Origin of the sequence: Mesorhizobium sp. 8 (genome assembly GCF_006351905.1) — a bacterium.
GTDB classification, from domain to species: domain Bacteria; phylum Pseudomonadota; class Alphaproteobacteria; order Rhizobiales; family Rhizobiaceae; genus Mesorhizobium; species Mesorhizobium composti.
The window spans coordinates 3,396,559-3,417,099 of sequence record NZ_CP040914.1; the positions used below are offsets into that span (position 1 = coordinate 3,396,559).

17 protein-coding genes are annotated in these 20,541 nt (G+C 66.7%); 9 read left to right on the top strand and 8 right to left on the bottom strand.

All coding sequences use genetic code 11. The annotated features are described in order from the left end of the window. Nucleotides 1-186: 186 nt before the first annotated feature. Both FGU64_RS16485 and FGU64_RS16490 read right to left on the bottom strand, forming a co-directional pair. Nucleotides 187-579 carry a DUF305 domain-containing protein gene (locus FGU64_RS16485; protein ID WP_136354393.1) on the bottom strand — a complete coding sequence of 131 codons (393 nt, stop codon included), beginning with the start codon at nucleotides 577-579 and terminating at the stop codon, nucleotides 187-189. A 36-nt stretch (nucleotides 580-615) separates the two neighbouring features. Next, nucleotides 616-3,219, bottom strand: coding sequence for a heavy metal translocating P-type ATPase (locus tag FGU64_RS16490; RefSeq protein ID WP_139954166.1), 2,604 nt, complete (start codon nucleotides 3,217-3,219; stop codon nucleotides 616-618). A 455-nt stretch (nucleotides 3,220-3,674) separates the two neighbouring features. Between FGU64_RS16490 and FGU64_RS16495 the strand changes: the two genes are divergently transcribed. Both FGU64_RS16495 and murJ read left to right on the top strand, forming a co-directional pair. Further along, a complete protein-coding gene (locus FGU64_RS16495; protein ID WP_139954167.1) occupies nucleotides 3,675-6,470 on the top strand; it encodes a [protein-PII] uridylyltransferase in 2,796 nt (931 codons plus the stop codon). A gap of 201 nt (nucleotides 6,471-6,671) precedes the next feature. Continuing rightward, nucleotides 6,672-8,270 carry a murein biosynthesis integral membrane protein MurJ gene (gene murJ, locus FGU64_RS16500; protein WP_139954168.1) on the top strand — a complete coding sequence of 533 codons (1,599 nt, stop codon included), beginning with the start codon at nucleotides 6,672-6,674 and terminating at the stop codon, nucleotides 8,268-8,270. Nucleotides 8,271-8,327: 57 nt separating this feature from the next. Here murJ and FGU64_RS16505 read toward each other — a convergent pair whose 3' ends face one another. Together FGU64_RS16505 and FGU64_RS16510 are read right to left on the bottom strand one after the other, a co-directional pair. Then, a complete protein-coding gene (locus tag FGU64_RS16505) occupies nucleotides 8,328-8,702 on the bottom strand; it encodes a hypothetical protein (protein ID WP_139955416.1) in 375 nt (124 codons plus the stop codon). 14 nt (nucleotides 8,703-8,716) lie between these two features. Then, nucleotides 8,717-9,175, bottom strand: a complete 459-nt coding sequence (locus FGU64_RS16510) for a lysozyme inhibitor LprI family protein (RefSeq protein ID WP_246671139.1) — start codon at nucleotides 9,173-9,175, stop codon at nucleotides 8,717-8,719. A gap of 145 nt (nucleotides 9,176-9,320) precedes the next feature. Between FGU64_RS16510 and trpS the strand changes: the two genes are divergently transcribed. The 3 genes from trpS (at nucleotide 9,321) to FGU64_RS16525 (ending at nucleotide 11,688) form a co-directional block, all read left to right on the top strand. Beyond that, on the top strand, nucleotides 9,321-10,400 hold the full coding sequence (gene trpS, locus FGU64_RS16515; RefSeq protein ID WP_139954169.1) for a tryptophan--tRNA ligase: 1,080 nt from the start codon (nucleotides 9,321-9,323) through the stop codon (nucleotides 10,398-10,400). A 105-nt stretch (nucleotides 10,401-10,505) separates the two neighbouring features. Then, entirely contained in the window at nucleotides 10,506-10,997 is a 492-nt protein-coding gene (locus tag FGU64_RS16520; RefSeq protein ID WP_136354404.1) for a universal stress protein, read from the top strand. Between the two features lie 121 nt (nucleotides 10,998-11,118). Further along, nucleotides 11,119-11,688, top strand: a complete 570-nt coding sequence (locus FGU64_RS16525; RefSeq protein WP_139954170.1) for a NifU family protein — start codon at nucleotides 11,119-11,121, stop codon at nucleotides 11,686-11,688. Between the two features lie 55 nt (nucleotides 11,689-11,743). On the opposite strand, the gene FGU64_RS16530 is transcribed toward FGU64_RS16525, so the two are convergent. Together FGU64_RS16530 and FGU64_RS16535 are read right to left on the bottom strand one after the other, a co-directional pair. Beyond that, the gene (locus FGU64_RS16530) at nucleotides 11,744-12,709 is read right to left on the bottom strand and encodes a pyridoxal-phosphate dependent enzyme (protein WP_139954171.1); all 966 of its coding nucleotides are present in this window, start codon (nucleotides 12,707-12,709) and stop codon (nucleotides 11,744-11,746) included. After that, nucleotides 12,706-13,467, bottom strand: coding sequence for a GntR family transcriptional regulator (locus tag FGU64_RS16535; protein WP_139954172.1), 762 nt, complete (start codon nucleotides 13,465-13,467; stop codon nucleotides 12,706-12,708). The genes FGU64_RS16530 and FGU64_RS16535 overlap by 4 nt, the downstream gene beginning before the upstream one ends. Nucleotides 13,468-13,619: 152 nt before the next feature. Here FGU64_RS16535 and FGU64_RS16540 point away from each other — a divergent pair, with 152 nt between their 5' ends. The 4 genes from FGU64_RS16540 to kynU all read left to right on the top strand — a co-directional run bounded on the left by FGU64_RS16540 (nucleotide 13,620) and on the right by kynU (nucleotide 17,643). After that, a complete protein-coding gene (locus FGU64_RS16540) occupies nucleotides 13,620-14,606 on the top strand; it encodes an ABC transporter substrate-binding protein (protein ID WP_139954173.1) in 987 nt (328 codons plus the stop codon). Nucleotides 14,607-14,672: 66 nt separating this feature from the next. Beyond that, on the top strand, nucleotides 14,673-15,452 hold the full coding sequence (locus tag FGU64_RS16545) for an ABC transporter ATP-binding protein (protein ID WP_139954174.1): 780 nt from the start codon (nucleotides 14,673-14,675) through the stop codon (nucleotides 15,450-15,452). 6 nt (nucleotides 15,453-15,458) lie between these two features. Then, nucleotides 15,459-16,382, top strand: coding sequence for an ABC transporter permease (locus tag FGU64_RS16550; protein ID WP_136354414.1), 924 nt, complete (start codon nucleotides 15,459-15,461; stop codon nucleotides 16,380-16,382). A gap of 13 nt (nucleotides 16,383-16,395) precedes the next feature. After that, nucleotides 16,396-17,643 (top strand): kynureninase, encoded by a 1,248-nt coding sequence (gene kynU, locus FGU64_RS16555; protein WP_139954175.1) that lies wholly within the window; start codon nucleotides 16,396-16,398, stop codon nucleotides 17,641-17,643. Nucleotides 17,644-17,882: 239 nt separating this feature from the next. Here the strand turns inward: kynU and kynA are convergent, their stop codons facing one another. Then, nucleotides 17,883-18,719, bottom strand: a complete 837-nt coding sequence (gene kynA, locus FGU64_RS16560; RefSeq protein WP_139954176.1) for a tryptophan 2,3-dioxygenase — start codon at nucleotides 18,717-18,719, stop codon at nucleotides 17,883-17,885. Further along, a complete protein-coding gene (locus FGU64_RS16565; RefSeq protein ID WP_139954177.1) occupies nucleotides 18,716-20,341 on the bottom strand; it encodes an AMP-binding protein in 1,626 nt (541 codons plus the stop codon). Before FGU64_RS16565 ends, kynA begins: the two co-directional genes overlap by 4 nt. Nucleotides 20,342-20,541 lie beyond the last annotated feature (200 nt).

Here is a 20,541-nt window from a genome sequence, read left to right on the forward strand (position 1 = left end):
TTCTGACCGTCGTGCACCCCCACCCCTGTCCCCTCCCCGCAAGGGGGAGGGAGACGCCGACACCGCCGGTTCACTCAAAGTCGGCAACGTCAGTCGACTGTGGGAGCGCCGTCGCAAAGTCCCCCTCCCCCTTGCGGGGAGGGGTTAGGGGTGGGGGTACTGCGCCGTACGGAAGCTGATATCCTCTCATTTTTCTCCATGCGCCTTTAGCCAGTCCTGCATCTGCCTGATCTCGGCTTCCTGCGCCTTGATGACGGCCTCGGCCAGCTTGCGGATCTCCGGGTCCTTGCCGTGCTCCAGCACGATCCTGGCCATGTCGATGGCGCCCTGGTGGTGCGGGATCATGCCGCGCACGAAATCGGCGTCGGCGTCGCCCGTATAAGCCATCGCCATCATGTCTGCGTGCATCTTGTCCATCGCCGCCTTGTAGGCTTCGGTCGAGGGGCTGTCCGCCTGCATCGACATGGTGCCCATGTCGTGGCCGCTGTGGCTTTCCTCAGCCGGTACGGTTTCGATGAAGGTGGCGAGCAGCATGCCGGCGGCGGTGGCGGCGAGCACGATCTTCTTCGTCCTGGTCATGGCGTCTTTCCTTTCTGTTTCTTCTTGGGGGGAGGATCACAGTTTCAGGGCGCGCAGGCGCAGCGCGTTGGCGATCACCGACACCGACGACAGGCTCATCGCCGCCGCCGCCAGCATCGGCGACAGCAGCGTGCCGGTGAGCGGATAGAGCACGCCGGCCGCCACCGGCACGCCGAGCACGTTGTAGAGGAAGGCGAAGCCGAGGTTCTGCTTGATGTTGCTCAGCGCGCCTTCGGCCAGCCGCCGCGCCCTGACGATGCCGGCGAGGTCGCCCTTGACCAGCGTGATGCCGGCGCTTTCCACGGCGACGTCCGCGCCGCTGCCCATGGCGATGCCGACGTCCGCCGCGGCCAGCGCCGGCGCGTCGTTGACGCCGTCGCCGGCCATGGCGACGATACCGCCGCGCTTGCGCAGTTCATCGATCAGCGCCGCCTTCTGCTCCGGCAAAAGGCCGGCGCGCACCTGCGCGATGCCGAGCTTGCCGGCGATCGCCTTGGCTGTCAGCGCGTTGTCGCCGGTGGCCATGACGACGTCGATCTCGAGCGCCTTCAGCGCTTTGATCGCGCCGGCGGCACTCTCCTTGATCGGATCGGCGACCGCCACCAGCCCGGCCGCACGGCCGTCGACGGCGACGAACATCGCCGTCCTGCCGTCGGCCTGCAGCGCCTCGGCCTTCTGCTTGAGGTTGCCGGCATCGATGCCGAGGTCGGCCATGAGTGCCGCATTGCCGAGCGCGACCTTGCGGCCGGAGACGGTGCCGGTGACGCCCTTGCCGGTGACGGCCTCGAAATCGGAGGCGGCCGCGACGGTCAGGCCGCGCGCCTCGGCACCCTGCACGATTGCCTCCGCCAGCGGATGCTCGGAGCCTTTCTCCAGCCCGGCGGCGAGCGCCAGCAACTCGTCCTCGGCGATGCCGTCGGCGACCACCTCGGTCAGCTTCGGCTTGCCCTCGGTCAGCGTGCCGGTCTTGTCGACCACCAGCGTGGTGACGGCGGCGAGCCGTTCGAGCGCGGCCGCATCGCGCACCAGCACGCCGGCATGCGCGCCGCGCCCGGTGGCGATCATCACCGACATCGGCGTCGCCAGGCCCAGCGCACAGGGACAGGCGATGATCAGCACCGAGACGGCCGAGACGATGGCGAAGGTCAGCCCGTAGCCGGCCAACAGCCAGACGGTGAAGGCGGCCAGCGCCACCAGCACCACCGCCGGCACGAAGTAGAAGGAGACGCGGTCGGCCAGCCCCTGGATCGGCGCACGGCTGCGCTGCGCGGTGGCGACCAGTTCGACGATGCGCGACAGCGTCGTCTCCGCGCCGACGCGCTCGGCCTGCATCACCAGCGTGCCGTTGCGGTTCAGCGTGCCGCCGGTGAGCGCCTCGCCCGGCACCTTCTCCACCGGCACCGGCTCGCCGGTGATCATCGATTCGTCGACGGACGAGCGGCCTTCCAGCACGCTGCCGTCCACAGGCACGGCTTCGCCGGGGCGCACGCGCAGCCGGTCGCCGGTCTTCACCTCGTCCAGCGGCACGTCGGTCTCGGAGCCGTCGGCGCCGATGCGCCGCGCCGTCTTCGGCGCCAGGTCGAGCAGGGCGCGGATGGCCGAACCGGTCTTCTCGCGCGCCTTCAGTTCCAGCACCTGGCCGAGGAAGACCAGCGCGACGATGACGGCGGACGCCTCGAAATAGACCGGCACGGCGCCGCCATGGCCGCGCATCTCGTGCGGGAAGAGGTCGGGGAACAGGATAGCGACGACGCTGTAGATGTATGCCGCGCCGACGCCGAGCGAGATCAGCGTCCACATGTTGGGGCTGCGGTTGACGATGGACGCCCAGCCGCGGCGGAAGAAGGGAAGGGCCGCCCACAGTACTACGGGTGTTGCCAGCACCAGTTCCAGCCAGCCGGCCAGCGGCTCGCCGATCCAGTCGCGCACCGGCAGTCCCAGCATCGGCCCCATGGCGACGACCAGCAGCGGGATCGAAAGTGCGGCGCTGACCCAGAAGCGGCGGGTGAAGTCGATCAGTTCGGGATTCGGGCCTTCATCGCCGGTCGGCACGCCCATCGGCTCCAGCGCCATGCCGCAGATCGGGCAGTCGCCGGGGCCGTCGCGCACGATCTCCGGGTGCATCGGGCAGGTGTATTTGGTCCCCTTGGGCGCGGGCGCAGGGGCCGGGCGGCCGTCGCGGTATTTTTCCGGGTCGGCCTCGAATTTCTTCATGCAGCCTTCGGAGCAGAAATAGTGCTTCTGCCCCTCGTGCTTGAGGAAATGCCGGGCCGTGGCGCGGTCCACCTTCATGCCGCAGACAGGGTCGGTTGCCGTGAGATAATCCTGCGGCGCCGCCTCGAACTTTGTCCGGCAGCCCTGGCTGCAGAAGTGGAAGGTACGGCCGTCGTGCTCGGCGGTCGGCTTGCCCGAAGCCGGATCGACCGTCATGCCGCAGACGGGATCGCGGACGACGGCGGGCGCCTCGGCGGCGGGGGCCGAACAGCACGAATCGCCGTCCGCCTTTGCATGACCGCCGCAGCAGGCGCCGTCGCCATGCGCGGGGCAGTGGTCGTGCGCATGTCCGTGGTCGTGCCCATGAGCATGGTTGTGCCCGTGGTCGTGTCCGTGGGCATGTTTGTGGTCGTGGGAATGCGTCATGTCAGCCGTCCGGGTTCTCGATTTCACCGGAGATAGGGCTTCCAGTCACTGGAAGGTCAAGAGGCGATTTTGGGGCGACAGGACAATTGTGCGAAAGCCTTGCCGGCCTCCTCCACCGTTCCCCGTCGCGCAAGGATGGAGCATCGGCTTATGGCGCTCCCCCTCTCCGTCGCGGCTTCGCCGCGCCACCTCTCCCCCACCTCGTGGGGGAGAGGACAAGTGCCCACCTCGTGGGGGAGAGGACAAGTGCCGAGCTGTGCGACCAGCCTATCCTCTCCATCCGGGACGGGGGGAGAGGTGGCGCGGCGAAGCCGCGACGGAGAGGGGGGCTTCCTACGCAATAGACCCGCTGTACGAGCGCAGTTCTTATACGCCCGGCCGTTCGTAACGCCCCATACCCAGCGCCGCCGAAACAGTTTATACACCGCGCCGGACGAAACGAACCCGGCCGGTATATGGCGAAACTTCCCCTCAGGCTCGAGGAACTGATCGACGGCGCGGCCCTGCGCCGCGACCTGACCGCGCTGACGGCCGAGACGCAGGGCGACGGCTCTTCGCCGGCGGTTCGCGCCGCCGTTTTGAGCCTCCTGAAACAGTATCGTGCCGCCGGGCGCCGCACCGCCGAGCTGATGCTGATGGCGGACGGCGGCGGCATCGCCTGCGCCGCCCGGCTGTCGCATGTCATGGACGAGATCGTGCGCGCGCTCTACGATTTCGCCGTCACCCACGTCTATCGCACCCGCAACCCTTCGGCCGCCGAGCGCATGGCCATCGTCGCCGTCGGCGGCTACGGCCGCGGCACGCTGGCGCCGGGTTCCGACATCGACCTCCTTTTCCTGCTGCCCTACAAGCAGACGCCATGGGGCGAGCAGGTCGTCGAATACATGCTCTACATGCTGTGGGACATGGGGCTGAAGGTCGGCCACGCCACCCGCAACATCGACGAATGCCTGCGGCTGGCGCGGGGCGACATCACCATCTCCACAGCACTTCTGGAAGCGCGCTTCCTGTGGGGCGAGGAGCCGCTCTACGACGAGATGGTGCGGCGCTTCGACCATGAGGTGGTGCGCGTCACCGGGCCGGAATACGTCCAGGCCAAGCTCGCCGAGCGCGACGCCCGCCACGCCAAGGGCGGCGAGAGCCGCTACGTGGTCGAGCCCAACGTCAAGGACGGCAAGGGCGGCCTGCGCGACCTGCAGACCCTCTATTGGATCGGCAAGTATTTCTATCGCGTGCCGACCGGCGCCGAACTGGTGGAGAAAGGCGTCTTCACCGGCGCCGAATACCGCGAATTCGTCAAGGCCGACGACTTCCTGTGGGCGGTGCGCTGCCACATGCACTTCCTCACCGGCAAGGCGGAGGAGCGCCTGCATTTCGACATCCAGCGCGAGATCGCCGAACGGCTGGGCTATACCAGCCACCCCGGCCTGTCGGCGGTCGAGCGCTTCATGAAGCACTATTTCCTCATCGCCAAGGACGTCGGCGATTTGACCCGCATCTTCTGCGCAGCACTTGAGGAAGAGCAGGCCAAGCACGTGCCGGGCTTCAACCGGCTGATCGCCGGCTTCTCGCGCCGCAAGCGCAAGCTCGCCGGCACGTCCGACTTCATCGTCGACAACGAGCGCATCAACATCGCCGACGAGCAGGTCTTCCGGCGCGATCCGGTCAACATGCTGAGGCTGTTCTGGTTCGCTGACAAGCACGGGCTGGAATACCATCCCGACGCGCTGAAGCTGCTCACCCGCTCGCTCGGCCTTGTCGACAGGACGCTGCGCCGCGACCCGGAGGCCAACCGGCTGTTCCTCGACGTGCTGACGTCCGATCGCAACCCCGAACTCAATCTCAGGCGCATGAACGAGGCCGGCCTGCTCGGCCGGCTGATCCCCGATTTCGGCAAGATCGTCGCCATGATGCAGTTCAACATGTACCACCACTACACGGTGGACGAGCACCTGATCCGCTGCATCGGCGTGCTGGCCGAGATCGAGCACGGCGATTCGCAAGATATCCATCCGCTGTCGCATTCGCTGATGCCGGGCCTGAAGAAGCGCCGCGAGGCGCTCTACGTCGCCGTCCTCCTGCATGACATCGCCAAGGGCCGGCCCGAGGACCATTCGACGGCCGGCGCGAAGATCGCGCGGCGCATCTGCCCGCATATGGGCCTCTCGGCGGCCGACACCGAAACGGTGGCCTGGCTGGTGGAAAACCACCTTCTCATGTCGATGACGGCACAGACGCGCGACCTGAACGATCGCAAGACCATCACCGATTTCGCCGACGTCGTGCAGTCGGTGGAGCGGCTGAAGCTTTTGCTCATCCTGACCGTTTGCGATATTCGCGGCGTCGGGCCGGGCGTGTGGAATGGCTGGAAGGGCCAGCTCCTGCGCAACCTCTACTACGAGACGGAGCTGCTGCTTACCGGCGGCTTCTCCGAACTGTCGCGCGCCGAACGCGCCGTGGCCGCGCGCGAAAACCTCGCCGGGGCGCTGGCCGCGTGGCCGGAAGCGGAGCGCCGGCGCATCGTCAGGCTGCACTACGAGAACTACCTGCTGACCGTCGATCTGGCCGACCAGCTGCGTCATGCCGAATTCATCCGCGAGGCCGACGCCGCCGGCCGGAAGCTGGCCACCATGGTCAAGACGCATCAGTTCGAGGCCGTCACCGAGATCACCGTGCTGGCGCAGGACCATCCGCGCCTGCTGTCGGTCATCGCCGGCGCCTGCGCGGCGGCCGGCGGCAACATCGTCGACGCGCAGATCTTCACCACCTCGGACGGCAGGGCGCTGGACACCATCCTGATCAACCGCGAGTTCGAGCACGACGAGGACGAGCGCCGCCGCGCCATGCGCGTCGGCAAGCTGATCGAGGACATGCTGTCGGGCAAGGCCTTCCTGCCGGAGATGATCGCGACGCGCACCAGGCCGAAGCGCGGCCAGAAGGTGTTCCGCATCCCGCCGCGCGCGGCGATCCGCAACGCGCTGTCGAACCGCTTTTCCGTCGTCGAGGTGGAAGGGCTCGACCGGCCCGGCCTGCTGTCGGAGATCACCGGCACGCTGTCCGACCTGTCGCTCGACATCGCCTCCGCCCACATCACCACCTTCGGCGAGAAGGTCATCGACACCTTCTACGTGACCGACCTGACCGGCCAGAAGATCGAGGGCGCAGCGCGCGAAAAGGCCATCCGCCAGCGGCTCATCGCCACGCTGGAGGGCAAGCCCGCGACGGCCAGGGCGAAGGCGGCGGCGGAGTAGCATGATGGTGCGTCCTTCGAGGCTCGCCCGCCATTCTCTGCGCGGATCTTTGAGCAGGTCTGCGGGCTCGCACCTCAGGATGAGGGCGGTCGGTAGCCGGCGTCATCAAATCTCTTGCGCCGATCTTTTCGGACTTCGAATGAACCGTACTTACGGTCCTCATCCTGAGGTGCGAGCGAAGCGAGCCTCGAAGGACGCACGATGAGCCTCATAAAGAAATTCGCCACCGTCGCGTCCGGCACGCTGATGAGCCGCATCCTCGGCTTCACCCGCGAGATGCTGATGGCGGCGGCGCTTGGCACCGGGCCGGTGGCGGACGCCTTCTACGCCGCCTTCCAGTTCCCCAACACCTTCCGCCGCCTGTTCGCCGAGGGTGCGTTCAACACCGCCTTCGTGCCGCTGTTCGCCAAGGAGATCGAGGCCGGCGGCATGGACGGCGCCAAGCGCTTTTCCGAGGAAGTGTTCGGCGTGCTGTTCTCGGCGTTGATCGTGCTCACCATCGCCATGGAACTGGCGATGCCGTTCCTCGTCAGCACCATCATCGCGCCCGGTTTCACCGGCGATCCGGAAAAATACGACCTGACCGTTGCGCTCGCCACCGTCATGTTCCCCTATCTGGTGTGCATGTCGCTGGCCTCGATGATGGCCGGCATGCTGAACTCGCTGCGCCGCTATTTCGCCGCAGCGATCGCGCCGGTGTTCCTCAATGTCATCCTGATCGGCGTGCTCTACTGGGCCTGGCGCAGCGGCGCCGACGGGCTGGCCGTCGGCCACTGGATGGCCTGGGGCGTCATGGCGGCGGGCGTCGTGCAACTCGCCATCGTCTGGATCGCGGCGCGCCATGCCGGCATTTCCATCGGTTTTCGCCGGCCGCGGCTGACGCCGGGCGTCAAGCGGCTGCTGCTTTTGGCCCTGCCCGCGGCGGTCACCGGCGGCATCACCCAGATCAACACGCTGATCGGCACGGCCATCGCCTCCACGCAGGCCAGCGCGGTTTCCTCGCTGGCGCTGGCGGACCGCGTCTACCAGCTGCCGCTCGGCGTCGTCGGCATAGCCGTGGCGATCGTGCTGTTGCCGGAACTGTCGCGGGCGCTGAAATCCGGCAACGAGGTCGAGGCGGCCAACCTGCAGAACCGTTCGGTCGAGTTCACCCTGTTCCTGACCCTGCCGGCGGCGGCCGCACTTCTGGTCATGGCCGAGCCGATCGTACGCGTGCTCTACGAGCGCGGCGCCTTCGCCGCCAACAATTCGACGCCGACGGTGGCGGCGATCCTCGCCATCTTCGGCCTCGGCCTGCCGGCCTTCGTGCTTATAAAGGCCTTCACGCCCGGTTATTTCGCCCGCGAGGACACCAAGACGCCGATGGTCTTCGCCGCCGTCTCAGTGGCGGTGAACGTGGCGACGGCGCTCGCGCTGTTTCCGTCCATGGGTGCGCCGGGCATTGCGGTGGCCTCGGCCGTCGCCGGCTGGCTCAATGCCGGCATGCTTTTGTTCGTGCTGGTGCGGCGCGGCCATTGGGGCAGGGAAGCGGCGCTGATGAAGCGCATCCCGCGCCTCGTGCTCTCGGCGGCGCTGATGGGCGCGGCTCTGTGGTATGCGCAAGGCTGGCTGGCGGCGGAACTGTCGTCCTCGGCCCGCCTCGTCACCAAGGCGGCGACGCTGGCGCTGCTGTCGGGCGCCGGTGCCGTGCTCTATTTCGCGCTCGCTTTCGCCATCGGCGGTGCCGATATCGGCATGATCCGCCGCAACATGCGGCGGGGCGGCAAGGCGCAGGTCATGAATCCGTCTCCGGACCCGTGAGCCGGCGTCCGGAGTTTTCCGCTCCCCAAACGGGCGTCATCTGTCGGCCGCCAGCCTTCAGTTGTCATCGTCGGGGTTGTCGACCTCGCACCCTATGTCACGGCATCCCTGGTAGTTGCCCTGGGTGTCGAAATTCGGATTGCCGTCCCTGTCGTAGCTCGGCCGGGTATCGATCACGTCGTCCTGTCTGCGGCGCGCCTCCCTGCGCTCGCGGTCCCGCCGTTCCATGCGATCCTCGAAACGCCGTTCGTCGTCGTCGCGCTGCACGCTCTGTTTCATCATGCAGTCGGCGAAGCTGTCGGTCCCTGGCCGGTAGCCGAAGGACGCACACTTTTCCTGATCCATCGCACGCTGGTCTTCGGCGCTGACGCAGCCGGCGACGGCCAGCGGCACCAGGGCGAGCAGCACATATCTCATTCTGAAATTCGGCATCTTGCTGCTCATGGTCATTCCGAAGGAACCGGGCAAGCAAGATCGCCTTCCTGGCAGTTCAGGTATGCTTTCAACTGTTTCGTGCGGTCGTTGGTCAGGTCTGCCCGACAGCCGGCGGCAACCATGGGCGCCGCGGACCCGCCGTCGTCTCCGCTGGACTGGAAGGTGCATTCGGCATCGCGGAACGCGATCCATGCCCGTTGCGCTTTCACGAGCCGCGCCTTGCCGCCGGCGTCGTCGTCAAGCCGCTTCTGGATTTTCTTGAAGGTCTGGTTCAGCGCCTGGTCGGCTTTCTTGAGGTCGGTCCCCGGATCGGCCAGGACAGCCGTCGCGGTGAACGAAAGTGTGATTGCCAAGGCAGTCATTAAACGCATGGTTGCATCCATCAATAAAAAAGCAACCGGAGGAAAGCACGCACCCATTCGGCCGGCAAGCCTTGCCATGCCGCATGGTAAGCAAAAGGTTTTCTGCACGCGCTGTTTTTCTTTCAGCGAAGCTCGCCCGGGCGGACGGCGATGCCGAAACCCTTGCCTGACCCCGCGACTTGGTTCATAAGCCCGCGCGTCCGAAATTTCGCCGCGTGCGAAACGGCCCTCCACAAGCCAAGGAAACTTGAAAATGACCGATCAGACTTCGCCGTTCCGGCAGCTCGTCTTCTCGGGCGTCCAGCCCACCGGCAACCTCCATCTCGGCAACTATCTCGGGGCCATCCGCAAGTTCGTCGCCCTGCAGGACGAGTACGACTGCATCTACTGCGTCGTCGACCTGCATTCGCTGACCGCGCAGATGGTCTATGACGACCTCGCCGACCAGACGCGCCAGATCACCGCCGCCTTCCTCGCCTCCGGCATCGATCCGAAGAAGCACATCGTCTTCAACCAGAGCCGGGTGAAGCAGCACGCCGAGCTTGCCTGGATCTTCAACTGCGTGGCGCGCATCGGCTGGATGAACCGCATGACGCAGTTCAAGGACAAGGCCGGCAAGGACCGCGAGAACGCCTCGCTCGGCCTGCTCGCCTATCCGAGCCTGATGGCCGCCGACATCCTCGTCTACCGCGCCACCCATGTGCCGGTCGGCGAGGATCAGAAGCAGCACCTGGAACTGACGCGCGACATCGCCCAGAAATTCAACAACGACTTCTCCGGCCGCATCGCCGACCTCGGTGTCGGCGTCGAGATGCAGGTCGGCGACGAGACGGTCAACGGCTTCTTCCCGCTCACCGAGCCGGTGATCGGCGGGCCGGCGGCGCGCATCATGAGCCTGCGCGACGGTTCCAAGAAGATGTCGAAATCGGATCCGTCGGACCTGTCGCGCATCAACCTCACCGACGACGCCGACGCGATCTCGAAGAAGATCAAGAAGGCCAAAACCGATCCCGACGCGCTGCCGAGCGAACTGGCGGGCCTGGAAAGCCGGCCCGAGGCGAAGAACCTCGTCGGCATCTATGCCGGGCTTGCCGACATCTCCAAGGAAGACGTCCTGAAGGCGTTCGGCGGCCAGCAGTTTTCCACCTTCAAGCCGGCTCTGGCCGACCTCGCGGTGGAAAAGCTCGCCCCGGTGGCGTCCGAGATGCGCCGCATCATGGCCGACACCGCCTATGTCGACGCCGTGCTGAAGGACGGCGGCGAGCGCGCCGGTGCGCTGGCCGAGGAGACGATGAAGACGGTACGCGACATCATCGGCCTGGTGCAGGACTGACCGTTCAGGCGCTCATGCCGGGAAATATCCTGACAGCCACCCGCTTGCCGCCGACTGGCGCGGGTGGCAGATTGTCGGGCCTCCACACCACTTTTCACGGATAGCATGGTCTCCAAACGCCTCAGCCGCCAAGCCGGGCACCGGCGCAAGTTCCTTTCGATCGTCGATGCGACGCCGGAAGGCGAGCGCGCCGCCGCCTATGCCTCGAGACGGGCGCAGAACACCGGCGGCGTACTCGTCCTGCTCTACGTCATCGAGCCGGACGACTTCCAGCATTGGCTGGGCGTGGAAAAGATCATGCGCGAGGAGGCGACCGCCACGGCGCGTGCGGCGCTCGACACCCAGGCGGCCAAGATCCGCTCGACGCTCGGCATCGAGCCGGAACTGGTGGTGCGCGAGGGCAAGGCGGTCGAGGAAATCCACAAGCTGATCGAGGAGGACCAGGACATCGCCATCCTGGTGCTTGCCGCCGGCGCCGGAAAGGAAGGGCCGGGGCCGCTGGTCACCTCCGTTGCCGGCAAGGGCGCGGCCTTCCCCATCCCCGTCACCGTCGTGCCGCAGAATCTGTCCGACGAGGACCTCGACAATCTGGCCTGAGCCCGCGCCGGCACCTATATGCGCCTCGACAGGGTCGCTTGTTTCGCTTGAACCGGCGCCCGATCGGGTCTATTTAGAATTATTCCAAACTGTATCGCCCCAGGCGGGCGTGGAGACGGCGATGTTCATCCAGACCGAATCGACCCCCAATCCGGCGACGCTGAAGTTCCTGCCCGGCAAGGAGGTCCTGCGCGACGGCACCGCCGATTTCCGCGACGCGGCGACCGCGTCAGAGGCTTCGCCGCTGGCCGCGCGCCTGTTCTCCATCCCCGGCGTCACCGGCGTCTTCTTCGGCTACGATTTCATCACCGTCACCAAGGACGGTCCGGACTGGCAGCATTTGAAGCCCGCCATCCTCGGCGCCATCATGGAGCATTTCATGTCCGGCCAGCCGGTGATGGCCAATTCCGGCTCCTCTCATGTCGAGGAAAATGGCGAGGAGTTCTACGACAAGGAAGACGAGGAGATCGTCGTCACCATCAAGGAACTGCTGGACACGCGCGTGCGCCCGGCCGTGGCGCAGGACGGCGGCGACATCACCTTCCGCGGCTATGAAAAGGGCACCGTCTTCCTGCATATGAAGGGCGCCTGCGCCGGCTGCCCGTCCTCTACCGCGACGCTCAAGCACGGCATCCAGAACCTGCTTCGGCATTTCGTGCCGGAAGTCGAGCACGTCGAGCAAGTCGCGTAAGGCCGCTTTTCCGCACGGATAGCACCATCGAACGGGCGTAGCGCAGCCCGGTTTGTCACGGCCGCGGAATGCCGCCGGCCAGAACGGTCGCATAGGCGTCGGCATCGATATTGCCGCCCGAAATCACGCACACGACGTTTCCCTTGGCGCGCTCGTCGGTGAGGGCGGCCGCCAGTGAGGCCGCACCCGCGCCTTCGGCCACCACCTTCGCCTTGGAGAACAGCATCCGCATCGCGGCGGTGATCTGCTCCAGGCTGACGGCAACCGCGCCGTCGATCAGCGTTCGCGCCACCGGCCAGAGTTGCGGCACCAGCGACGGTCCGCCGATGCTCTTGACGAAGGATGGCCGCGTCGGGATCTCGACGATTTTTCCCCCGGCGGCCAATGCCGCCGTCGCCGGTGCGGCGTTCTCGTCCTCCGCCGCCAGCACCGTCGCCTGCGGCCGCAGCGCCTTGACGGCGCTGGCGACGCCGGTGGTCAGCGAGCCGCCGCCGTAGGGCGTCACGACGACGTCGACCTCCGGCAGGTCCTCGACGATCTCCAGCCCGATCGTGCCGTTGCCGGCAAGCACCGCCTGGTCGGTGACGGGATTGATCAGAAGTTCGGGCGCGTCCGGACGTTCGGCCTTGACGATGTATTGCCACCATGTCTCCATCGAGATGAAGCGCACCGCGCCGCCTAGCCGCTGCACGCCCTCGATCTTCGTCTTCGGCGCGCCGGAAACCATGTAGGCGGCCATCGGCACGCCGAGCAGGCCCGCCGCCGCGGCCATGCCGTAGGCCATGTTGCCGGAGCTTGCCACGGCAACGCCGGAAGCGAGTGCTGCGCGGTCGCGCGACAGCAGCGCATTCAGAGCCGGCCTGATCTTGAAGGCGCCGATCGGCTGCAGCGTTTCCAGCTTGAGGAAGATTTTCCGGTCCGGCAGGCCGAGGTCGAGAGGGACGAGTGGCGTGCGGGTGATATGAGGCGCCAGCCGGTCGCGCGCGGCCTCGATTTCGGCGAGCGTCGGGCGGCGGGTCACTCGGCGGCCGGCCTGGCCATGAGCTCCAACCCGCCTTCCGCCGTGCGCGTATAGACGTTGAGCGTAAAGCCGATGTGGTCGATCATCAGCGCCTTCGTCCGCTCCAGGTCGCGGTCGAGCGCGGCCTGCATCAGCGCCGTGTGCGAGCCGATGGACTGGGCTTCCCTGAGCGCCGCCATGGCGTCCTCCGAGCCGCCTTTGTGGCCCGCGGCGGCGGCGCGCACGGCCGGCGTCAGGCTGAGCGCGCGATGGTGGCGTCGCAACTGGTCCGAGATGGTCGCGCGGAAGCGCATCAGCCAACCGGCGTCGGCGGCGCCGATGAGCGCGGCATGGAAAGCTTCGTGGCATTCGTCCCAGGCGTCGATCGCCGCGTCGGACGGGTCCTCCAGCGCCGTCTTGCAGCGCGACAGCCGGTAGTGCGTCGTCACCACCGCTTCCTCCCAGTCGCTGCCGCCCTTTTCCACCGATTCCATCAGCAGCGGCACCTCGACCACCAGGCGCGCGCGGGAGAGGTTCTCCAGCTCATGGCGCGAGACAGGCGCGACGGCGAAGCCGCGATTGGAAACGGCGGTGACGAGGCGCTCGGCCTCCAGCCTGGACAGCGCCTCCCGCAACGGCGTCCACCCGACGCCGTAGGCCTCTCCCAGCATGGCGAGCTTGAGCGCGGCGCCCGGCATCAGCCGCGCCGTGAGGATGTCGCGTCGCAGCAGCCGATAGGCCGTCTCCGTCTTCGTCGCGCGTTCCTTGCGGTCGTCCATCGCAGTCTCCGCTGCCCCCAGACCGACGAAGGATTATATATCATGGGCGCTATCGGCAAGAAATATATATAATGTTGACGCAGCCGCCGGAACCTGCTCATGTTGCGGGCAAGCTGCCATGGCAATGGCGGCGTGGACCATGGGAGGAGTTCATGAAGAAGTTCAAGACGGGCCTGTTGTCGGGCCTGATCGTGGCTGGCGCGTTCGCCGCAAGCCTCGCCACCGCCGCCGCCGACCCGATCAAGATCGGCATCGCCAATTTCGGCGAGCATCCGCAGCTCAACGCCGCCATCGCCGGCTTCAAGCAGGCGCTGACCGACAGCGGCTATGCCGAGGGCAAGGACGTCGTCTACAGCGAGAGCCACACCAATTTCGATGCTTCGCTGGTGCCGCAGATGATCGCCAAGCTGCAGGCCGAGAACCCGAAGCTGATGTACACCATCACCACCCCGGTCTCGCAGATCGCCAAGAAGGCGCTGGCCGGCTCCGGCATTCCGATCGTCTTCGCGGCGGTGACCGATCCGGTCGCGGCCAAGCTCGTTCCCTCGTGGGAAGCGGGTGACGAAGGCATGACCGGCGCCACCGACCTGCAGGATATGGCTGCCGTCATGGCCTTCACCAAGAAGCTCCTGCCCAACGCCAAGCGTTTCGGCGTGCCCTTCAATCCGGGCGAGGCCAACGACGTGGCGCTGGTCGCCAAGATCAAGGAAGTGGCGCCGGCGGCGGGCTTCGAGGTGGTCGAGGTCGGCGTCGACAACGTCAACGACATCCAGCAGCGCATCGCCTCGCTGGCCGGCAAGGTGGACGTCATCTATACACCCGCCTCGAACCTGTTGCAGCCGGCCATCGCCGCCGTCTCGGCCGCCGCCCGCCAGGCCGGCATCCCCATCGTCAATTCCGACGACGGCGCCGTGCGCAAGGACATCGTGCCGGCCTCCTTCGCGGTCAACTACACCCAGGTCGGCATCAATGCCGGCAAGATCGCCGTCGAGATCCTCAAGGGCAAGGACCCCAAGGAGATCCCGCCGTCGCGTCCCGCCTACGAGGACCACGCGCCGACCATCTCGAAGAAGGCGATGGCCGATTTCGGCATCGAGATCCCGGCTTCGCTGGCCGATTGCGGCTGCATCGTCGACTGATTTCGGTCCTTCACATCAATCGCGGCGGCGCTCCCGGCGCCGCCGCCACCGTTCTGGGAGGGACGGATGCTTGAGATCAGATCGGCGCGCAAGGTCTTCCACCGCGGCCAGCCGGACGAGAAGGTGGCGCTCGACGGGCTCGACCTGAAGCTCGCCACCGGCGAGTTCGCCGTCGTCATCGGCTCGAACGGCGCCGGCAAGTCGAGCATGCTCAACGCCATTTCCGGCGCGCTGGTGCTCGATTCCGGCAGCATCGTCATCAACGGCGACGACGTCTCCGGCCTGCCTGTCTACAAGCGTGCGGTAAGATTGGCGCGCGTCTTCCAGGACCCGATGAGGGGCACCGCCGCCTCCATGACGGTGGCCGAGAACATGCTTCTGGCGGAGCTGAGGGCGACGAAGCGCACCCTTCGCCAGGGTCTCAACGTCAAGCGTCTGGCCGACTACAAGGAACGGCTGGCGCTGCTCGGGCTGGGGCTGGAAAACCGTCTCAACACCCGCGTCGACCTGCTTTCGGGCGGCCAGCGCCAGTCGCTGTCGCTGATCATGGCCGTCGGCGGCAAGCCGGACCTCCTGCTGCTCGACGAGCATACGGCGGCGCTCGATCCGCGCACCGCCGACATCGTCATGCAGGCGACGGTGCGCGCGGTGGACGCGCTGAAGCTGACCACGCTGATGGTGACCCACAACATGCAGCACGCCGTCGATTTCGGTCACAGCGTCGTCATGCTCGACGCCGGCAAGGTGCGCCTCGAAATTTCCGGGCAGGAGAAGGCCGACGTCACCGTCGCCGATCTCATCGGTCATTTCGCCGTCAAGACCGACCGCATGCTGCTTGCGAGCTAGAGACCCATGGATTTCATCCAGACGACCGTCGAGAGCTTCATCTCGCTCATCCCCGTCACCCTGGCGCAGAGCCTGATCCTGTCCTTCGTGGTGCTGGGCATCATGATCCCGTTCAGGACGCTGAACTTCCCGGACCTGACCAGCGAGGGCGCCTTTCCACTCGGCGGCTGCGTCTGCGGCGTGCTGCTGGCAGCCGGCGCCGGGCCGCTGACGGCGATCGCGGCCGCGCTCGTCGCCGGTTTCGCCGCCGGCTGCTGCACGGCCATCATCCATCTGCGCTTCCGCATCCACACCCTGCTCGCCGGTATCCTGATGCTGACCATGCTCTATTCGGTCAACCTGAGGATCATGGGCAAGTCGAACCTGTCGGTGTTCGGCCAGCCGACCGTGTTCGACTGGGCGCCGTTCATGAGGCCGGGCTTCCCGGCGTCGAAAATCGTCATCGCAGGCCTGATCGCGCTGGTCGTCTTCCTCGTCCTCAATTTCTATTTCAAGACGGAGAAAGGCACGGCCATCCGCGCCGTCGGCGCCAATCCCGACATGGCCGAGGCGCAAGGCATCAACGTCTGGGCCGCCACCATCGGCGGCATCGGCCTCGCCAGCGCCTTTTCCGCCACCAGCGGCGCGCTGATGGTCCAGAGCCAGGGCTTCGCCGACGTCAACATGGGCCTCGGCATCCTCATCAACGGCCTTGCCGCGCTGATGATCGGCGAGGCGATCGTCGGCAAGCAGACGGTGCTGCGCCAGCTCGCCGCCCCCTTCGTCGGCGCGGTGGTCTATTATCAGCTTGTCTCGGTCTGCCTTGCCGCCGGCATGCCGCCGCCCGACCTCAAGCTCGCCACCGGCCTGTTCGTGCTCATCATGCTGGCGGCTCCCACGCTCGGCCGCAGCCGCGGCCCGCTGCCCGAGCGCGAAACCATCCGCGAATAGAAGAGAAACCGCAATGACCCGATCCGTCGATCTCGCCGCCGCCGAGGCCATGGACGCCGCCGATCCGCTGCGCTCCATGCGCACCCGCTTCGTGCTGCCGCAAGGCGTCATCTACCTCGACGGCAATTCGCTGGGGGCTGCTTCGCCGACGGTGTTTGCCGAGGTCGATATCGCGGCGCGGCAGGAATGGGGCGAGGGCCTGATCCGCAGCTGGAACACCGCCGGCTGGTTCGACATGCCGCTGGAGCTGGGCCACCGCATCGGCCGCCTGATCGGCGCCGCCGCCGGCCAGACGGTGGTGACCGACACCACCTCGATCAACATCTACAAGGCGTTGCATGCGGCGATGGGCCTGCGCCCCGGCCGTAATGGCATCGTCGCCGAGGGCGGCTCCTTCCCGACCGATCTCTACATGGCCGAGGGCGTCGCCGCCACGCGGCCGGGCGCTCGGCTCAAACTGGAAGGCGTCGACGCACCGGCCATCGAGGACCTGATCGACGACACGGTCGCCGTGGTGCTGATCAACCACGTCAACTACAAGTCGGGCGAACTGCGCGACATGGCGGCGCTCACCAAGCGCGCGCACGACGCCGGCGCGCTGGTGGTGTGGGACCTGTGCCATTCCGCCGGCGCCCTGCCGGTCGAGCTCGATGCGTGCGGCGCCGATTTCGCCGTCGGCTGCACCTACAAGTACCTCAACGGCGGACCGGGTGCGCCGGCCTTCATCTATGTGGCCAAGCGCCACCAGGCCGAGACGCGCCAGCCGCTTTCCGGCTGGTGGGGCCACGCACGGCCCTTCGCCTTCGAGCAGGGCTATGATGCCGATGCCGGCATCCGCCGCTTCCAGTGCGGCACGCAAGGGATGCTGTCGCTCAGGGCGCTCAAAGGCGCGCTCGATGTCTGGGACGAGGTCGACATGCAGGCGCTGCGCAAAAAGAGCATCGCGCTGGCCGACCTGTTCATCGAGCTGGTGGAGGCGCGCTGCGCCGGCCATGGACTTGAGCTGGAAAGCCCGCGCGACGGGTCGAAGCGCGGCAGCCAGGTCTCGTTCACGCAGGACAATGCCTACGCCGTCATGCAGGCGCTGATCGCGCGTGGCGTCATCGGCGACTTCCGCGCCCCGTCCACCCTGCGCTTCGGCTTCACGCCGCTCTACATCGGCTACGCCGACGTCTGGAAGGCGGTGGACGTGCTGGTGAATGTGCTGAACACAGGCGCCTGGAAGGACCCGCGCTTCGCGGTGCGGGCGGCGGTGACGTGATCCCATCTTCGGAAATGATAATCGCGTAACGCACCGTACTTCTCTTGCGTCGTCCTCCCCCTCTCCGTCTCGGCTTCGCCGAGCCACCTCTCCCCCACTTCGTGAGGGGAGAGGATAGGCGTCCAGCTTGGCTCCCATCCTTTCCCTCCGGAACGGGGGGAGAGGTGGCTCGGCGAAGCCGAGACGGAGAGGGGGTGATGCGCCCCTGTCTTTCGGAGAGGAGCGAGCAGCCCCAACCCTCACAGCCGCGTGCGCACGTTCCACAGCTCGGGAAACAGCACGACCTCCAGCATCTTCCTGAGGTAGGAGACGCCGCCGGTGCCGCCGGTGCCGCGCTTGAGGCCGATGATGCGCTCGACCGTGGTGACGTGGTTGAAGCGCCAGCGGCGGAAATAGTCCTCGAAATCCACCAGCTTCTCGGCCAGTTCGTAGAGCGTCCAGTAGCGCTGCGGGTCGCTGTAGACTTTCTGCCAGGCTGAAAGCACTTCCTCGCTCTCGGCCCGCGTCTCGCGCCAGTCGGAGCGGTTGGCGTCGGCGCCGATGTCGAAGCCGCTGCGGCCGAGCAGCAGGATCGCCTCGTCGTAGAGCGATGGCTGTGCAAGAATCGCTTCCAGCTTCTCCATCAGGTCCGGCCGGTGCCGGTGCGGGCCGAGCATGGCAAGGTTGCGGTTGCCGGCCAGGAATTCGATGGCGCGGTATTGCCACGACTGGAAGCCGGAGGACTGGCCGAGCGCGCCGCGGAACTCGGTGTACTCGCTGGGCGTCATCGTGCGCAGCACGTCCCAGGCGTTGTTGAGCTGCTCGAAGATGCGCGCCACGCGCGTCAGCATCTTGAAGCTGGGTTCCGGCCTGTCGGCGCGGATCGAGGCGATCGCCGCCCTGATCTCGTGCAGCGCCAGCTTCATCCACAGCTCCGAGGTCTGGTGCTGGATGATGAACAGCATCTCGTCATGCGCGGTCGATAGCGGCGCCTGCGCGGTCAGAACCTTTTCCAGGCCGAGATAGTCGCTGTAGGACATGCGGTCCTTGAACGACATCTGCGCCCCTTCCGTGGAAGGATCGTAGGGCTTGCTCACTTCGTTTCCTCCGCGCGCAGGCGAAAACGCTGGATCTTGCCGGTCTGCGTCTTCGGCAGTGCGTCGACGAACCTGACCGAGCGCGGATATTTGTAGGGCGCGATGGTCGCCTTGACGTGGTCCTGCAACAATTTGACCATCAGCGCGTCGCCGACGGCGCCCTTGGCGAGCACGACATAAGCCTCGACGATCTGGCCGCGGTCGGTATCGGCAGCGCCGATGACGGCGCATTCGGCCACCGCTTCATGGGCAAGCAGGGCGGCTTCCACTTCCGGCCCTGCGATGTTGTAGCCGGCCGAGACGATCATGTCGTCCGAGCGGGCGGCGAAATGGAAGAAGCCGTCCTCGTCCTGGTAGAAGGAATCGCCGGTCAGGTTCCAGCCGTCGCGCACATAGTTGAGCTGCCGGTCGTCGGCCATGTAGCGGCAGCCGGTCGGGCCGCGCACCGCCAGCCTGCCGACCGTGCCGCGCGGCACTTCGTTCATCTCCTCGTCGACGATGCGCGCCTCGTAGCCGCCGACCGGCTTACCGGTCGAGGCCGGCTTCATGTCCTCGAAGCGGTTGGAGATGAAGATGTGCAGCATTTCCGTCGCGCCGATGCCGTCGAGGATCGGCTTGCCGGTCTTTTCCACCCATTCCTCGAACACCGGGCCGGGCAGCGTCTCACCGGCCGAGACGGCGACGCGCAGCGACGACAGGTCGGCGCCCTCATCCATCGCCTTCATCATCGCCCGGTAGGCGGTCGGCGCGGTGAACGAGATGGTCGCCTTATAGGTTTCGATGATCTCGATCATGTTCGGCGGCGAGGCGTTTTCCAAGAGCGTCGCCGTGGCGCCGAAGCGCAGCGGGAAGATCGCCAGCCCGCCGAGGCCGAAGGTGAAGGCGAGCGGCGGCGAGCCGACGAACACGTCGTCGGGCGTCACGCCGAGCACCTCCTTCGCATAGCCGTCGGCGATGATGAGCAGGTCGCGATGGAAATGCATGGTCGCCTTCGGCACGCCGGTCGTGCCGGAGGTGAAGCCGAGCAGGGCGACGTCGTCGCGGCCGGTCTTCACCGCCTCGAAGCGCACGGATTTGGAGAGTGCTACGCGGTCCAGTTCGGCGTCGTGGTTGGCGGTGCCGTCGAAGCCGATGACCTTCTTCAGGAAGGCGCTGTCCTTGGCGCAGGCGACCATCTCGTCCATCAGCCGCGTGTCGCAAAGCGCCAGCGAGATCTCCGCCTTGTCGACGATCTTGGCAAGCTCGCCGGCACGCAGCATCGGCATGGTGTTGACCACCACCGCGCCCGCCTTGGTGGCGGCCAGCCAGCAGGCCACCATGGCCGGGTTGTTGGCCGAGCGGATAAGCACGCGATTGCCCGGCTTGACGCCGTAGTCTTCGACCAGCGCATGCGCCAGCCGGTTGGTCCAGTCCGACAGTTCCTTGTAGGTGCGCCGCCGGCCGTTGCCGATCAGCGCCGTGTGGTCGCCGAAGCCCTTGTCGACCATGCGGTCGGTCAGCTCGACGCCTGCGTTGAGATGGTCGGGATATTGGAAGCCGTCGAGCAGGAAGGCCGGCCACTGGTCCGCCGGCGGCAGGTTGTCACGCGTGAAGGTGTCGGTATGCGCTGACGGTCCAAGCATTCTGCGGTTGCCCTTGTCGATCCGGTCACGGCATCAGTATGCCGGTTCCTGGGAAAATGTCTTGCGTGAAGAGGTGCGGGGCCGCTCGCATCCGGCTCGGAAGGCCGGGAAACGACGCCTTGCGAAGGCAAAGGGCGCCGTCGGTCTGTCTTGCGGGTGACACAGCCAAACCTCCCACTCGGCTGATCGCTGACCATCGC

What these genes read in the sequence shown, in the direction of transcription:
- FGU64_RS16505 (WP_139955416.1), bottom strand. Translation starts at nt 8,702, where the DNA reads ATGCCGAATTTCAGAATGAGATATGTGCTGCTCGCCCTGGTGCCGCTG.
- FGU64_RS16490 (WP_139954166.1), bottom strand. Translation starts at nt 3,219, where the DNA reads ATGACGCATTCCCACGACCACAAACATGCCCACGGACACGACCACGGG.
- trpS (WP_139954169.1), top strand. Translation starts at nt 9,321, where the DNA reads ATGACCGATCAGACTTCGCCGTTCCGGCAGCTCGTCTTCTCGGGCGTC.
- FGU64_RS16495 (WP_139954167.1), top strand. Translation starts at nt 3,675, where the DNA reads ATGGCGAAACTTCCCCTCAGGCTCGAGGAACTGATCGACGGCGCGGCC.
- FGU64_RS16545 (WP_139954174.1), top strand. Translation starts at nt 14,673, where the DNA reads ATGCTTGAGATCAGATCGGCGCGCAAGGTCTTCCACCGCGGCCAGCCG.
- FGU64_RS16565 (WP_139954177.1), bottom strand. Translation starts at nt 20,341, where the DNA reads ATGCTTGGACCGTCAGCGCATACCGACACCTTCACGCGTGACAACCTG.
- murJ (WP_139954168.1), top strand. Translation starts at nt 6,672, where the DNA reads ATGAGCCTCATAAAGAAATTCGCCACCGTCGCGTCCGGCACGCTGATG.
- FGU64_RS16525 (WP_139954170.1), top strand. Translation starts at nt 11,119, where the DNA reads ATGTTCATCCAGACCGAATCGACCCCCAATCCGGCGACGCTGAAGTTC.
- FGU64_RS16550 (WP_136354414.1), top strand. Translation starts at nt 15,459, where the DNA reads ATGGATTTCATCCAGACGACCGTCGAGAGCTTCATCTCGCTCATCCCC.
- FGU64_RS16520 (WP_136354404.1), top strand. Translation starts at nt 10,506, where the DNA reads ATGGTCTCCAAACGCCTCAGCCGCCAAGCCGGGCACCGGCGCAAGTTC.
- FGU64_RS16540 (WP_139954173.1), top strand. Translation starts at nt 13,620, where the DNA reads ATGAAGAAGTTCAAGACGGGCCTGTTGTCGGGCCTGATCGTGGCTGGC.
- FGU64_RS16485 (WP_136354393.1), bottom strand. Translation starts at nt 579, where the DNA reads ATGACCAGGACGAAGAAGATCGTGCTCGCCGCCACCGCCGCCGGCATG.
- FGU64_RS16535 (WP_139954172.1), bottom strand. Translation starts at nt 13,467, where the DNA reads ATGGACGACCGCAAGGAACGCGCGACGAAGACGGAGACGGCCTATCGG.
- kynU (WP_139954175.1), top strand. Translation starts at nt 16,396, where the DNA reads ATGACCCGATCCGTCGATCTCGCCGCCGCCGAGGCCATGGACGCCGCC.